A 13,992-nucleotide genomic window follows, 5' to 3' on the forward strand; every position below is an offset into this window, starting at 1 on the left:
AGCGCTCGCTCATTTCGATTCGATCGAGCCGTCGCCATGCGGATAGGTGACGATACCCCATGCCAGAGGCAACTCGCCGATCTGCTTGATCGGCTGGTAGCTCTGCGCATCGAGCACATAGACCGAATCCGAACGGCCGCACGCCAGCAGCAGTTTCGCGCCGTCGGGCGTGAAGCTGAAATGCCAGCAGCGCTGGCCGACCGGCACGTCGGCCACATGCTCGTAGCTGTGCCCGTCGAAAACCTGCAAGGTCTTGTCGCGCGACGCGGCGACGAAGAGCCGCTTGCCCTCGGGGCCGAACGCCACGCCGTAAGGCCCAAGCTTCGTATCGACCGTCTTGATCACCTTCAGCGTGCGCGCATCGATCACCACCAGCTTGCTCAGCGATTCCAGCGTGACCACGTAGTCCTTGCCGTCAGGCGACAAACGGATGCCGCGCGGACGCCCGCCCGCGGCGAGCTTCACGGTCTTGATCGGCGCGCCGGTGCGGGCGTGGTACACCGATACCGTATCGTCGCCTTCGTTGGTGACGAGTATCGTCTTGCCGTCGCGCGAAAACTCGATGCCCTCGGTTTCGTGGCCGCTCGTCACCGAGCGCACCATGCGCCATGTCTTCATATCGATGATCGCGATTTGCGCGGGCGGCTTGTTGGCGTCGTCGTCGTCGTCGGCGGCGGGCTTGCCTGACGGCTTTTCGCCTGGCGTGCCGGCCGATTTGTCGGCGGGCTTTTCGGCGGGCTTTTCACCCGCCTTGTCGGCCGGCTTCCCGCCTGCCGGCGGGCCGCCCTCTTCGCCCGGCTCATAGGTCACGTACGCATAGCCGTTGTGCACGCGGACGAACTCGGGATTTTTGCCGATCTTCACGCGCCGCACCACCTCGCCCGAGGCCGTGTCGATCACCGCCAGATCGCCGGTGTTCTTGTTGGCCACCAGAAGCCGTGTGCCGTCCGCGTTCAGGCTCAGCCCGCGCGGGCCGTCCGCGCCTACCGGAAAGGTTCGGGTCAGCGTCATCTGGTCCAGATCGATCACGCCGACGCCCGCCTTCTCGCTCGTCACATAGGCGAGCGGCGCGGCATGCGCGATGCTCGCGGCCGCGAGCGCGGCGATGAGAACGAGCGAACGGCGTCGTGGCGTTGTGATGGCAAACCGTGTCTCCAGCATTGTTGTGCTCCGTGGTGAAAGCGCTGCGCCGCGAAAGCCCGCGTCATCCAGGCAAAGTAGCCCATTGTGGGATCGTTTGACAACGGACAAGGGCGGGAGAATTTCCCGAATTGACGCGACGCGGGCGGCGACCCCGCGAAAAGCGCCGCGCGCGTCCACCCAAAGCATGAGTTATCGGAGTTCAAAGAATCTCTGAATTCAAATCGGCATTCGGCTCCGCTATCGTGGTGCGTGTTTCAACGGACTGACGCAGCGGCGCGCTCGGCATGGCACACCGCTGCGCCGGCCCTCGCCCCTCGCTTTCTTCCTCGCGTGATCGGCCGGGCAGTGTCATCGCTGCGCGGTCGCCGGACAAGGACTGAACCATGCAAGCGCTCATCTTCGACGTGGACGGCACGCTCGCCGATACCGAAACCGTTCATCTGCAGGCATTCAATGCGGCGTTCGCGGAGGTGGGTCTCGGCTGGTACTGGGACAAGGCGCTCTATACGCGGCTTCTGCGCGTGGCGGGCGGCAAGGAGCGCCTGATGCACTACTGGCGCGTCGCCGACCTGGAGGAAGCCGACGGCGCCAGGGTGAGGGAAGTGATCGACGCCGTGCACGCGATCAAGACGCGCCATTACGCCGAGCGGGTACGCGACGGCGCGGTGCCGCTGCGGCCGGGCATTGCGCGCCTGATCGACGAGGCCGGCACGGCCGGCATCCCGCTGGCGATCGCGACGACCACCACGTCGGCCAACCTGGACGCGCTGCTGCGCGCGCCCCTGGGAACGGACTGGCGCGCGCGCTTTGCCGCGATTGGCGACGCCGGCACCACGCGGGTGAAGAAGCCCTCGCCCGATGTCTATTTCGACGTGCTGCGGCGCCTTGGTCTGAAGGGCGCGGACTGTATCGCGTTCGAGGACTCCGTCAACGGCCTCACCGCCGCGCGCGCCGCGGGCGTCCCCACCGTGGTGACGCCGAGCGAATACACGTCGCATGAATGCTTCGACGGGGCGCTGACCGTGCTGCCTCATCTGGGCGACCCGCATGCGCCGATTCCGCATCTCGCGCCGGATGAAACGCCGGGCTGGGTCGACCTCGCCACGTTGCGACGCTGGCATCGTCACGCCGTGTCCGAGGCGGCGTGAGATGAGTCCGAGACCTCCGCTGCCGTACATGCCGCTCGGCATGCCAGCGAGCCGCGACGTTTCTTTCCTTGCGCCGACCGCTGCTCAGGCATCGAACACGCTCCATTCACCGCGAGGCGCATAGCGATGACGAACCTGCAACGCAAGGCCGTGCTGGTCGATCTGGACGGCACGATGATCGACACCGCGCCGGACATCGTCGAGGCCGTCAGCCGCATGCTCGGCGAACTCGGCACCGCGCCGTTGCCGTTCGCGACGGTCGTCGGGTTTATCGGCAAGGGCGTGCCCAACCTGGTTCGGCGTTCGCTCGAAGCGGCCGCGTTGGATCAGCGAGTCGCCATCGAGCGGGCGCTTGCGGTATTCCATCGGCACTACGCCGACACCAACGGACGGCACGGCGACGTTTTCCCCGGCGTGGCAGCCGGGCTCCGCGCATTGCGGCAACGCGGCTACCGGCTCGCGTGCGTCACCAACAAGCCGGAAGCGCTCGCTGCGCCGCTGCTGGAGATGACCGGCCTCGCCGGCTATCTGGATGCGCTCGTCGCGGGCGACTCGATCGCGCAGATGAAGCCCGCACCCGAACCGCTGTGGCACGCCTGCCGGCTGCTCGGCGTCGAGCCCGAAGGCGGCGTGCTGATCGGCGATTCGCCTGTCGATGTCGCGGCCGCGCGGGCGGCGGCTCTGCCGGTGTTCATCGTGCGCTACGGATATGCGGGTGCGCAGGGTGTCGGGGCGCTCGCATGCGATGGCTTGATCGATTCGCTGGAAGAAGCGCCCGCGCTGCTTGCCGGCCGAAGCGTGGAGGCAAAGACGGACGCGATCGCATCGCCGTTGCCGTTGCCGTTGCCGGACTCGGCCAACGCGACGTAGCCCGCTAGCCAGCGTTAAAGAAGCGCTTTCCGGCGTGACGCGCGCGAGCAACCGCAAGTCATCGCTAGCGGATACGCTTGCCCGAAGCCTGGTCGAAGAAATAAACCCGCTCGCGGTTCGCGCGCAAGCCGACCTCGGTGCCGATTTCGCCGGCAAACATGTTCGACACCTTCACGACGACCTGTTGCTCGCCCACGTTGACCGTGACGAGCGAATGGTCGCCGATCAACTCGACCGAATAGATGCGGCCACGGAACTCGCCCTCGCCCGCGGCGACGAGCGCGCAGTCTTCCGCGCGCACGCCGAGCACCGCCTCCCCCTGATGGTTCACGTCCGCCGCGATGGCGAGCCCTTCCGACTCGAAGCGGTTGTTCGCCAGCGTGCCGCGCAAGAAGTTCATCGGCGGCGAGCCGATGAAACCCGCCACGAACAGATTGGCCGGGTCCGAATAGATCCGCGCCGGGGCGTCCAGTTGTTGCAGCACGCCCTTGTCGATCAGCGCGACACGGTGTGCCAGCGTCATCGCCTCGATCTGGTCATGCGTGACGTAGATCGTGGTGACGCCGAGTTCGTGCTGCATGTGCTTCAGTTCGGCGCGCATATGGCCGCGCAGTTTCGCATCGAGATTCGACAACGGTTCGTCCATCAGAAACGCCGCCGGGCGGCGCACAATGGCGCGCGCGAGCGCCACGCGCTGGCGCTGCCCGCCCGAGAGCTGGCGCGGATAGCGGTCGAGCTGCGGTTCGAGATGCACGCTCGCCGCGACTTCGCGCACGGCCGCGTCGATCTCGGCCTTCGCGCGCTTTCGCACGATCAGCGGATACGCGATGTTCTCGAACACCGTCTTATGCGGATACAGCGCGTAGGACTGAAACACCATCGCGACGTCGCGATCTCGCGGCAATTGCTGCGACACGTCGTTCTCGCCGACGTAAATGCTCCCCTCGCTCGCCGATTCGAGTCCCGCGACGATGCGCAGCGCCGTCGTCTTGCCGCAGCCGGACTCGCCGAGCAAGACCAGAAACTCGCCGGCGCGCACGTCGAGCGACAAGTCGTGCAGCACGCGCGTGTCGCCGAAAAACTTGCTGACGTTGCGCAGCGAGACGCTTTTCGAATGCTGCCCCGCCGGGTTCGCGTGTTGTGGCGAGCGTGACGCCTGCGTCTGCATATCGTTCATCCTTTCACGGCCCCCACGAGAATGCCTTTGACGATAAAGCGCTGCAGCGTGAGCGTGAGCAGCATCACCGGCAGGATCATGATCAGGATCAGCACCGACATGTTCCACCATTGCGGCCCGCGCGTGGCGTTCTGCGCGGCGACGAGAAGCGGCAGCGTCTGCGCGTTGGCCGTCGAGAGGAAAAGTGCGAACAGGTACTCGTTCCACGAAAGAATCAGCACCAGCAGGCCGGTCGCCACGATGCCCGGCGCGACGAGCGGCACCACGATGCCGAACAGAATGGCGAAGCGCGTCGCGCCGTCGATCTGCGCGCTCTCCTCGATTTCCTTCGGCACGCTGGCGAAAAAATCGAACATCAGCCAGACGACGATCGGCAGATTCGCCGTTGCGTACGTGATGATCAACGCGGTGCGCGTGTCGAGCAGGCCCGCGCTCTTGAAGGTCAGGTAGATCGGAATCACCGTGACGACCGGCGGCAGAATGCGTTGCGAGATCATCCAGAAGATGATGTCGTCGTTGGCGAGATGACGCCTTGCGCGCCGGACAATCGGGCGCAGCAGCAGGAAGAACAGCGCGCCGCACACGGCCACCGCGATACGCAGGTCCACCCCGCCCCAGCCGACGGCGGCCACCACCAGCGCCAGCATGAGAACGGCGAGCCCCACCGCCGCCACCGGCGGTTTGTACTCGATGCGCGCGAGCGCGTAAGCCGCCATCGAGCCGAGAAACACCGCGGCGACCGTGGAAAGCGTGGCGATGACGAGCGAGTTCATGTACGGACGATACGTGTCCGGCCCGAGATCGACAAAGATGTAATGCCACGCATCGAGACTCGGCTTGAAGTCGACGAACGGCACGTAGGCCGGCCCGTTGGAGACGTCGATGGGCAGCTTGAACGACGTGATCGCCATCCAGTACAACGGAAACAATACGACCAGCGTCCATAGACCCAGCAGGCCATAGGCGATCACCCGCGTGCCGATCGGGATTTCATCGAGCCTGGTGGGCACGAACAGGCGCTTGATCATGATTGCCGCCCCCGCGCGCGCCGCACGACGAGTTGAAAGAACGACACGCACGCGATCGTCGACACGAAGAACAACATGTAGGCGACCGCCGACGCGCTGCCGAGATTCAGCGTGCGCCACTCGATGAAAGCGTGCAACGTCATCGATTCCGTCGCGATGCCGGGGCCGCCGTTGGTCAGCACGTTCGGCAGGTCCACCACCTTGAACGCCTCGATCAGGCGAATCAGCACCGCGCTCGCGGCGACCGGCGCGATCGACGGCCAGATCACGTCGCGAAAGATGCGCCAGCTCGACGCGCCGTCGAGTTGCGCGGCCTCGATCTGATCGCGCGACGTGCCTTCCAGCGCGGCCAGCAACACGAGAAACATGAACGGCACCCACTGCCACGTATCGCCGATCACGACCACGATGCGCGCGAGCCACGGGTCCGCCGCCCACGCGATCTGCCCGAGGCCGAGCCATGCCCAGAGCGGCGCGAGCGGGCCGACCGCGGTGTCGGCCATCATGCGGAACATGTAGGCGATGCCGACGGGCGTCACCATCAGCGGCAGAAAGAACAGGATGCGGAAAAACCGGCCGCCCTTGAGCGGCAGCGTGCACAGGTAGGCGAGGCCGAGGCCGAGCAGGAATTGCAGCGCCACGCCGAACACCACGTAAAAGAGCGTCACCATCAAACTGCCCAGCGCGCCGCCGTCGCCAGTGGTATTGGCGGCAAGCCACACGACGGCCAGCAGCGACGCCGCGGCGATCAGCCGGCCAATGCCGCCGATCACCGAGCGCTGCCCGCCGCGCAGATAGCGGACCAGCCACCAGCCGATCGCCAGCGCGGCGGCGGCCATTACCGCGATGCTGATGACGCCCGGCGGCCTGAATACGCCGACGAAGTGAAACTGCTGGCTGCCGCTAAACAGCCTCACGTAGTTGCGCATGCCGACGAACTTCAGTTCGTAGCCGCCCTCGCCGAGCGCGAAGCGCATCAACGACAGATACGCGGACGTGACGAGCGGGAAGATCGAAAAGCCGAGAATCAGCAGCACGGCCGGCAGCACGAATACATAAGGCGCCTGGCGGTCGAGCCAGTTGGCCGCGACCGACCTGCGCGACCCGCGTCGCGATGCAGCCGATGACGAAACGCGCGACGAGGATTGCATGAGTCAATGGGCGCCGATCGACGCCTTGTAGGCTTTCAGTTGGGCGTCCTTGCCGGCGTCGTCGGTGATTTCGTCCCAGCCTGTCTGGATCGCCTTCATGGTGGCGTCGGCGTCGAGTTCGCCCGCGAGAAAACGCGCCACCGCCGTGTCCAGCACCACTTGCTCATAGCGCTGATTCTGCGGAATACGCAGATCGATGACCATGTTCGGGCTTTGCAGGCTGGCCTTGATCGCGCCGAGATAAGAGGCCGCCGCCGCGTCGCTCATGCCCGACTTCTTCCAGATCGACATATCCGTGAACTGCGAACGGCGATACGGATTGAAGCCGGTCGCGCCGATCGTCACATCCACATTGGCTTGCGCGGGCTGGCTCATGTACGAGAGAAACGCGTAGGCGGCGTCCTTCACCTTGGGGCTCGCTTTCGCGTTGATGCCGCCGGACCAGCCGCCGAATGCCGCAAACGGCGCGTGGTTCACGCCCTCCACCGCATACGGGCAGGTGTTCTTGTCGCACGCCACGAGCTTGCCGGTGTCACGGTTCAATACCTTCGTCGAGCCCGGCAGCATGACCGCGCCGACCTTGTCGATCACCTTCGACTGCTTCGGGTCGATCGCCAGCACGCCGATGTCGCCCCAGTCGAGCGTCAGCGCGCAGTGGCCGGAAATGAACGCGCTGCGCGTGTCGCCGACGTCGAGATTGATTTCGTTCGGCGGCCCGTATTGCGTCGATTGCTTATAGACGTTGAGCGCGGCCTTGAATGCGTCGTTGTTGACGAGCGGCTTGAAGTCGCGCGGATCGAAGAACGCCCCTTGCGCCGTGCCTTTCGACTGAATGTAGCCGCCCGCGATCGAGATGATCGCCCAGTACGCCTGCGCGTTGCGCTTCTTCGAAATGCAGGAGCCCGCCACCGGTTTGCCGTCGCCGCCGAATACCTTGCCGTTCGCCGCCTTCGCGATGTCGAGGTACTCGTCCCACGTTTTCGGCGGCTGTTTGCCGAGTTGTTTGAGAATGTCGGTGCGGTAGTAGACCATCTGGAAGTCGCCGTCGAGCGCGATCAGATAGGTCTTGCCGTTGAAGCGCTGCGAAAAATCGCGGAAGAACGGCATGACGTCGTCTTCCTGCAATGCCGAATCGCGAGCGACGCGCGCGGACAGGTCTTCGAGGAAACCGCCCTTCGTGTAGTCGACCATCCACTGCGGCGCGAATACCGCGGCGTTCACCGAGTTCGTACCGGAGGCCCAGTCGGTCAGCAGCTTCTGATACAGGTCGGAGAACGGCACGGTCAGAATGTTGATCTTGGCGCCCGTGAGCTTTTCGAACTCAGGCGCGCGGCGTTGCAGCGGTTCCGCGATTTGCGGCCCCACGAACGTCATGACGTTGACGGTGACGCCCTGGAATTCCCCGGCGGCGAGCGCATGCCCTGCCGCCATGAACCCCGCGACCGCGAAAGCCACGGCCACGCTTGCACGTTTGATGCATTTCATTTTTCGTCTCCTCCATACCGAGTTGACTACGCCACGGCCAAGGTCCGACTAACCGCACACCCCGGCGCGTGCGGACCGCGGCGCTCCGGTGGGCTCTGCGAAATCCGCGCAAGGGCCCGGCTTACGCCTCGAACAAACCGGGGCGTTCGCCGGCAAAGCGCTGCAACTCCGCCACCACTTGATCCAGATGACCGTGCATCGCGCGGGCCGCCGCTTCGGCGTCGCGCGCCGCGATGGCTTCGAAGATGCGCACATGCTCCGCGAGCGTTTGAATCTGACGTTCGGGGCTTCCCAGCAACTGGCGCGCGCGATCGAGCGCGCCGCGCGACGTGGCGACGATTTCCTTGACGCGCGGCAGGTCGATGGCGTCGAGCAGAATCTCGTGGAACGCCAGGTCGAGCAGGTGAAATTCATGGCGCAAGCCGCCGGTCACCGCCTCGCGCTGCTTCTCCAGGTTGGCGGCGAGCGCCGCGAGCGTTGCCTCGGAACAGGTGGACGCGAGGCCGCGCACGGCTTCGACTTCGAGCGCGCTGCGAATGAACAGATGCTGGCGAATATCGTGAATCACGATCGGCTTCACGCGCGTGCCGCGCTGCGGCAATACCTCGACGAGACCGGCGGTTGCCAGCCTGGCGAGCGCCGCCGAAACCGGAAAACGCGACACGCCCATTCGTTCGCAGATCGCCTGCTTGTCGATCATCATTCCCGGCTCCAAAGCCAGCGTGACGATAGCCTCGCGCAATGCCGCCGCCACTGCATCGGTCAAGCTGCTGCGCTCCCCACCCTGCAGTTTTTGCAGTGCGCCATAGGGGTCGGCAGCCGCTGACTTCATGGATCGAAAGGCTCACGGAGGTCGTGATTTGTGACTAACATGCTAGCATGCTAGGAGCCGAAACCGGTGCTGTCAACGCGTGCTAACGCTTGGTATAACCTGGTATGCACCCTGGTCATCGGCATGTCGGCGGCGCTGCGCCGCCAAGGTCTCGCATGCCGTCCAGGCTATCGCACCCGTCACCTTTTTTGGGGGCGTTGAGATGACCACGATCACGAATCTGTCCGTTAGGGATATTCGTTTCCCGACCTCCCGCTCGCTCGACGGCTCCGACGCGATGAATGCCGCGCCCGATTATTCGGCTGCCTACGTCGTGCTCGAAACCGATTCGCCGGAACAGTTCGCGGGGCACGGCCTCACCTTCACTATCGGCCGCGGCAATGAAATTTGCGTGACCGCGGTGAACGCGCTGGCGCCGCTCGTCGTCGGCAAGACACTCGAAGCGATCGTCGCGGACATGGGTTCGTTCTGGCGCGCCTTCACGTCCGATAGTCAATTGCGCTGGATCGGCCCGGACAAAGGCGCGATTCATCTCGCGACCGCCGCGGTCGTGAACGCCGTGTGGGACTTGTGGGCCAAAACGGAACGCAAACCGGTGTGGAAGCTTCTGGTGGACATGAGCCCCGAGGCGCTGGTGCGGTGCCTCGATTTCCGCTATGTGACCGACGCGCTCACGCCGCACGAAGCGCTGGCGATCCTGCGCCGCCATGCGGCCACCAGGGGCGAGCGCGAAGCGCAGATGCTCGCGCACGGCTATCCGGCTTACACCACGTCGGCGGGCTGGCTCGGTTACGACGACGAGAAAATCCGCCGCCTCGCTCGCGAAGGCGTCGCGCAGGGATGGACGCATTTCAAGCAGAAGGTGGGCGGCAATCTCGACGAGGACGTGCGGCGCGCGCGCATTCTGCGCGACGAAATCGGCGCGGATCGCAAGCTGATGATGGACGCGAACCAGGTATGGGAAGTCGACGAAGCGATCGCCAACATGCGCCGTCTCGCGGAGTTCGACCCGTGGTGGATCGAAGAACCGACGAGCCCCGACGATATCCTCGGCCACGCGGCGATCCGCCGCCGCGTCGCGCCGATCGGCGTGGCGACCGGCGAGCACTGCCATAACCGCGTGATGTTCAAGCAGCTATTGCAGGCACAGGCGATCGATTTTTGCCAGGTGGACAGTTGCCGGCTGGGCGGGCTCAACGAGGTGCTCGTGGTGTTGCTGATGGCGGCGAAGTTCGGCGTGCCGGTCTGTCCGCACGCGGGTGGCGTCGGACTATGCGAGTACGTGCAGCACATCTCGCTGTTCGACTACATCTGCGTGTCGGCGTCGCTCGAGAATCGCGTGCTCGAATACGTGGACCATCTGCACGAGCACTTTGTCGATCCCGTCGTGATTCGCAACGGACGCTATATGCCGCCGCAACAACCCGGCTACAGCATCGAGATGCGAGCCGAGTCGCTCGAACAGTTTCACTTTCCGCAGGGCGCCGCGTGGCGGGTCTGATCTTGTCCCTCTTCCTGCGACTCGCAATCTTCCAGCGCCCGCAGAAACGTCGAACTCCACCAGTGCACGTCGAACTTGCGGATTCGCCGAAGCAGGGCTTCATGCCGGTTGATCCGCTCGTCGAGCGACATGGTTAGCGCGCGCTGAATGGCCTGCGCCGTGCCTTGCGTGTCGTACGGATTGACCAGCAGCGCTTCCTTCAATTGCTCCGCGGCGCCGGCAAAGCGCGAGAGCACGAGCATGCCGGGATCGGCGGCGTCTTGCGCGGCGATGAACTCTTTCGCGACCAGATTCATGCCGTCCCGCAACGGCGTGACGAGCGCCACGCGACTCGCGCGATAAAGGCCCGGCAGACGCTTGCGGGCCACGTTGCGATGAATGTAGCGCACCGGCATCCAGTCCAGTTCGCCGAAGTCGCCATTGATCGCGCCGCACAGGCTGTCCATTTGACGCCGCAGATCGTCGTACGCGCCGACGTCCTCGCGGCTCGGCGAAGCGATCTGGATCAGCGTGGCGCTGTCGCGGTTTTCCGGGTAGAAGGTCAGCAGTTCGCGGAAAGCATGAACGCGTTGCGGCAAGCCCTTCGAATAATCCAGGCGGTCGACGCCCACCAGCAGACGACGCCGCGAGTACTCCTCGCGCATGCGCGCGAACATGTCGCGCCCTTCCTTCGAATCGGCGAGACGAATGAAGTCGTCGACGTCGATGCCGATGGGGTACGCGCCGACCCGCAGCGTTCGGCCGAACGCCCGCAGGCGATCGGGACTCAACCGTTGCGCTTGCGCTTCCGATTCGACGTAGTGAGAAAAATGCGTGAGGTCCGCTTCGCTCTGGAAACCCACCAGATCGTAGGCAAACAGCGAACGCATCAGCCATTCGTGCTCGGGAATCGCGGCCATGATCAGCGGCGGCGGCATCGGGATATGCAGGAAAAAGCCGATACGGTTGGTGCATCCCATCGCGCGCAACTCGGCCGCGAGCGGGATCAACTGATAGTCGTGAACCCAGATCAGGTCGTCCGGTTTCAGGAGCGGCAACAACTTCCGCGCGAACAACTGGTTGACCCTGCGATAGCCCGCGGCGAAGCGCGTGTCGAAATTCGCGAGGTCGAGCCGGTAGTGAAACACCGGCCACAACACGTCGTTGGCGTAACCGAGGTAATACGTGTCGTGGTCTTCGCGGCTCAGATCGAGCGTGGCAAGCGTGACGTTGCCGGCCGTTTGAACATGAACGTCGCCCTGCCCCGTTGTCGCGACGTCCGCCGCTTCGTGAATCTTGCCGCTCCAGCCGAACCAGAGTCCGCCCGTTTGTTGCAGGCTCTCCCGTACCGCTACGGCAAGGCCGCCGGCCGCGGGCTTGCGCGGATCGGCGGTGCGATTCGAAACGACGACTAGTCGACTCATGAGGTCCTTATGTTGTTGGGTTCAAATGGCACCCGCCGCCCGCAAGCGAGGGCGCGCCGTCGGTCGATCATGCTGACTGGTCTGCTACGACTCGCCAATGCGGCCTCGGGTTCAACGCTTGGGGCCCTTCATGCCCTCGGTTTCCATCGCGGCATGTCGTTCCTCGCTCGCTTCGATCGGGTCCATCGACTCGTCGATGGAAGCCGTCGCGCGTTCGGTGGCGGCCAACGCTTCATCGACGGTGGTATCGAGTGTTTCGTCCTCGTCTTCGTCGCCCGGCGGCTCCAGCATGTCTCGAAGCATGGCGGCCAGTTCCGGTGTGTCCCACGGCGCCCCATGCTGCTTCTTTTTCTTTATGTAATGCCTGACTTCGGCGTCTTGCTCGGGAGTCAAGGGGAGGCCGCGAAAAGTACTTTTGGGGTCGGCATTGATCATGATTTGCTCCGGGAATTTATCCCGTTTCGAGTTTAGCCCCATTTGGACCGACGATGGGCCGGCAATGGGCCTGCGAGGCCTAAACGCCTTACCCTTCAATTCGCCGACGGCTCGCACCGCCCCACGGTTGTGCGAATCGCATGAAGCTGGGGCAGGCTTCGCTGAAAAGACGCCGGAAAGCGCCCTTCACCACGCCGTTTGATGGGCTCGGAATTTGCTTTGCAATGGCTAGCGTTCTATGAGGGGTCGCAATGAACAGTTGGAGCTTGTGCACGTCCGCCTATGCCACCGAACACCGGGAGCAGATCTGGCGAGATGCGCTGCAAAGGGTATATCTGTCGATGTCCAGCGAAACATTGAGGGACGGCCTGCGCGGCGAGGTGAGCTACAACCGGTCCCCGCTCGGCATGCAGTTCGTCAAACTGGCCGGCTCTCCGCAAGCGATCGCCGGAGATTACCCCGCAAGCGGGACGACCTCCGCCAACCTCTGGATTGCCTTGATCCTGGAAGGAAACGCGGCCTTGCGGATCGGCGGCGAAACGCACGCGCTGGAAGTCGGCGACATCCTGTACGGCGCCGGCGGCGGGGACCGCGTGGAGTTGCTGTTGAGCAGCGACTTCGAGATTCTTACCGTCGAGATGCCTCATGAGGTGTTCTACAAGCGGCTGCTCAATCCGCTCGCGATCCAGGCCGGAACCATTTCCCGCCAGGAAGGCATCAATCACGTCCTGTCCGATTTTCTGTCTTCAGTGGCGGCGCAAATGGAGAGTCTGACGGAGACGTCGTTCCATCCGGTGGAAATGGCGCTCTCCGAATTGCTCACTTACTGCCTCGCAAGACGGCCCGCGCTCAACGGCTTCAAGGATCTCGGTCATGCCAGGCATTTCCAGGAACTCTGCCATTCGATCGATCTGCATCTGGGCGATTGCGATCTGAGTCTCGACAAGGTGGCGCGTCGCAACAACGTATCGCCGCGCTACGTCCAGAAGATTTTCTCGCAGGCCAATTCGAGCTTCAGCCAGTTCGTCCGCAAGCGCAGGCTGGAACAGTGCAGGAAGGATTTGTCGAGCAGGGCGAATGCGTCGCTGTCGATTTCGGAAATCTGCTTTCGTTGGGGGTTCAACGATCTCGCTTACTTCAGCCGGGCGTTTAGCGCCGAATACGGCTGTTCACCCCGCGCATACCGGACACAATTGCTGGAAGAGCAACCGGTATAAAGGCGCCGGTCATGCGGAGAAAGACGCACCGGGCGGCTTTCTCCGTCAACGCCATTCGGCTATGCCCTGAATGCGCCGCGATGGTAGACGAGCGGCGAGCGCGTCGGCTCACGCACGATCCGCTCGGGCTGCCCTGTCAGGATCGCGTGATCGCCCTCGATATAGCTCGCGCCGAGACGGCATTCGATGTTCACGCAGCAATCCGTCAGCAAAGGGCAACCCATGTCCCCTATCTCGTAGTCCACATCCGAGAACTTGTCGCCGTCTTTCGCCCCGAACTTCAGTGCCAGAGACTGCGCACGATCGGAAAGAATATTGACTGCGAACGCGTGCGACTTATTGATCGCCGCGAGCGTATGGCTGCGAAGGTCCATGCATACGAGTAACAGACGCGGACGAAGCGACAGGCTGCAAAACGCGCTCACGGTGCTGCCTAGCGGCCGTCCGTTTTCCATCGCGGTCACGATCGTGACGCCGCTCGGGAAGTCCGCCATGGTCTCGCGCCACTCGGCACTCTGCTCTTTCGAGTTGAACGCGCCTTGCGGCAGGGCGAGCACACTCGACTGGGTCGATGAGTCTTTCATTGTCAGGGTTTCTTACTT

Annotated in this window: 13 protein-coding genes; 4 read left to right on the forward strand and 9 right to left on the reverse strand. The window is 64.0% G+C overall.

The window, feature by feature from the left end:
• Positions 1-9: 9 nt before the first annotated feature.
• The gene (locus ACOCG7_RS11115) at positions 10-1,161 is read right to left on the reverse strand and encodes a beta-propeller fold lactonase family protein (RefSeq protein ID WP_073427411.1); all 1,152 of its coding nucleotides are present in this window, start codon (positions 1,159-1,161) and stop codon (positions 10-12) included.
• Between the two features lie 365 nt (positions 1,162-1,526).
• On the opposite strand from ACOCG7_RS11115, the gene ACOCG7_RS11120 reads away from it, so the two are divergent.
• Together ACOCG7_RS11120 and gph are read left to right on the forward strand one after the other, a co-directional pair.
• Complete coding sequence (locus ACOCG7_RS11120; protein WP_073427410.1) at positions 1,527-2,291, forward strand: HAD family hydrolase; 765 nt, start codon at positions 1,527-1,529, stop codon at positions 2,289-2,291.
• A gap of 126 nt (positions 2,292-2,417) precedes the next feature.
• Entirely contained in the window at positions 2,418-3,161 is a 744-nt protein-coding gene (gene gph / locus ACOCG7_RS11125; RefSeq protein ID WP_421375485.1) for a phosphoglycolate phosphatase, read from the forward strand.
• 64 nt (positions 3,162-3,225) lie between these two features.
• On the opposite strand, the gene ACOCG7_RS11130 is transcribed toward gph, so the two are convergent.
• The 5 genes from ACOCG7_RS11130 to ACOCG7_RS11150 all read right to left on the reverse strand — a co-directional run bounded on the left by ACOCG7_RS11130 (position 3,226) and on the right by ACOCG7_RS11150 (position 8,834).
• Positions 3,226-4,329 carry an ABC transporter ATP-binding protein gene (locus tag ACOCG7_RS11130; protein WP_073427483.1) on the reverse strand — a complete coding sequence of 368 codons (1,104 nt, stop codon included), beginning with the start codon at positions 4,327-4,329 and terminating at the stop codon, positions 3,226-3,228.
• A gap of 5 nt (positions 4,330-4,334) precedes the next feature.
• A complete protein-coding gene (locus ACOCG7_RS11135) occupies positions 4,335-5,366 on the reverse strand; it encodes a carbohydrate ABC transporter permease (protein ID WP_073427408.1) in 1,032 nt (343 codons plus the stop codon).
• On the reverse strand, positions 5,363-6,517 hold the full coding sequence (locus ACOCG7_RS11140; RefSeq protein WP_073427407.1) for a carbohydrate ABC transporter permease: 1,155 nt from the start codon (positions 6,515-6,517) through the stop codon (positions 5,363-5,365). The genes ACOCG7_RS11135 and ACOCG7_RS11140 overlap by 4 nt, the downstream gene beginning before the upstream one ends.
• A 3-nt stretch (positions 6,518-6,520) precedes the next feature.
• Complete coding sequence (locus ACOCG7_RS11145) at positions 6,521-8,002, reverse strand: extracellular solute-binding protein (RefSeq protein ID WP_073427406.1); 1,482 nt, start codon at positions 8,000-8,002, stop codon at positions 6,521-6,523.
• Between the two features lie 121 nt (positions 8,003-8,123).
• Positions 8,124-8,834, reverse strand: a complete 711-nt coding sequence (locus ACOCG7_RS11150; protein ID WP_073427405.1) for a GntR family transcriptional regulator — start codon at positions 8,832-8,834, stop codon at positions 8,124-8,126.
• A 202-nt stretch (positions 8,835-9,036) separates the two neighbouring features.
• Here ACOCG7_RS11150 and ACOCG7_RS11155 point away from each other — a divergent pair, with 202 nt between their 5' ends.
• On the forward strand, positions 9,037-10,335 hold the full coding sequence (locus tag ACOCG7_RS11155) for an L-fuconate dehydratase (protein ID WP_073427404.1): 1,299 nt from the start codon (positions 9,037-9,039) through the stop codon (positions 10,333-10,335).
• Here the strand turns inward: ACOCG7_RS11155 and otsA are convergent.
• Both otsA and ACOCG7_RS11165 read right to left on the reverse strand, forming a co-directional pair.
• Entirely contained in the window at positions 10,302-11,738 is a 1,437-nt protein-coding gene (otsA, locus tag ACOCG7_RS11160) for an alpha,alpha-trehalose-phosphate synthase (UDP-forming) (protein ID WP_083081075.1), read from the reverse strand. The two genes, ACOCG7_RS11155 and otsA, sit on opposite strands and share 34 nt — an antisense overlap.
• Positions 11,739-11,849: 111 nt before the next feature.
• Positions 11,850-12,173: a hypothetical protein gene (locus tag ACOCG7_RS11165; RefSeq protein WP_073427482.1), complete on the reverse strand. Its 324-nt coding sequence runs from the start codon at positions 12,171-12,173 to the stop codon at positions 11,850-11,852.
• A gap of 251 nt (positions 12,174-12,424) precedes the next feature.
• Between ACOCG7_RS11165 and ACOCG7_RS11170 the strand changes: the two genes are divergently transcribed.
• Positions 12,425-13,390: an AraC family transcriptional regulator gene (locus ACOCG7_RS11170; RefSeq protein ID WP_073427402.1), complete on the forward strand. Its 966-nt coding sequence runs from the start codon at positions 12,425-12,427 to the stop codon at positions 13,388-13,390.
• Between the two features lie 59 nt (positions 13,391-13,449).
• Here ACOCG7_RS11170 and ACOCG7_RS11175 read toward each other — a convergent pair whose 3' ends face one another.
• On the reverse strand, positions 13,450-13,974 hold the full coding sequence (locus ACOCG7_RS11175) for a flavin reductase family protein (RefSeq protein ID WP_083081077.1): 525 nt from the start codon (positions 13,972-13,974) through the stop codon (positions 13,450-13,452).
• Positions 13,975-13,992 lie beyond the last annotated feature (18 nt).

The organism is Paraburkholderia sp. DD10 (genome assembly GCF_049177125.1).
In the GTDB taxonomy this organism is placed as follows: domain Bacteria; phylum Pseudomonadota; class Gammaproteobacteria; order Burkholderiales; family Burkholderiaceae; genus Paraburkholderia; species Paraburkholderia terricola.

Coding starts and splice junctions, on each gene's coding strand:
- otsA (WP_083081075.1), bottom strand. CDS start 11,738: ATGAGTCGACTAGTCGTCGTTTCGAATCGCACCGCCGATCCGCGCAAG.
- ACOCG7_RS11175 (WP_083081077.1), bottom strand. CDS start 13,974: ATGAAAGACTCATCGACCCAGTCGAGTGTGCTCGCCCTGCCGCAAGGC.
- ACOCG7_RS11150 (WP_073427405.1), bottom strand. CDS start 8,834: ATGAAGTCAGCGGCTGCCGACCCCTATGGCGCACTGCAAAAACTGCAG.
- ACOCG7_RS11165 (WP_073427482.1), bottom strand. CDS start 12,173: ATGATCAATGCCGACCCCAAAAGTACTTTTCGCGGCCTCCCCTTGACT.
- ACOCG7_RS11120 (WP_073427410.1), top strand. CDS start 1,527: ATGCAAGCGCTCATCTTCGACGTGGACGGCACGCTCGCCGATACCGAA.
- ACOCG7_RS11145 (WP_073427406.1), bottom strand. CDS start 8,002: ATGAAATGCATCAAACGTGCAAGCGTGGCCGTGGCTTTCGCGGTCGCG.
- ACOCG7_RS11130 (WP_073427483.1), bottom strand. CDS start 4,329: ATGCAGACGCAGGCGTCACGCTCGCCACAACACGCGAACCCGGCGGGG.
- ACOCG7_RS11115 (WP_073427411.1), bottom strand. CDS start 1,161: ATGCTGGAGACACGGTTTGCCATCACAACGCCACGACGCCGTTCGCTC.
- ACOCG7_RS11135 (WP_073427408.1), bottom strand. CDS start 5,366: ATGATCAAGCGCCTGTTCGTGCCCACCAGGCTCGATGAAATCCCGATC.
- ACOCG7_RS11155 (WP_073427404.1), top strand. CDS start 9,037: ATGACCACGATCACGAATCTGTCCGTTAGGGATATTCGTTTCCCGACC.
- gph (WP_421375485.1), top strand. CDS start 2,418: ATGACGAACCTGCAACGCAAGGCCGTGCTGGTCGATCTGGACGGCACG.
- ACOCG7_RS11170 (WP_073427402.1), top strand. CDS start 12,425: ATGAACAGTTGGAGCTTGTGCACGTCCGCCTATGCCACCGAACACCGG.
- ACOCG7_RS11140 (WP_073427407.1), bottom strand. CDS start 6,517: ATGCAATCCTCGTCGCGCGTTTCGTCATCGGCTGCATCGCGACGCGGG.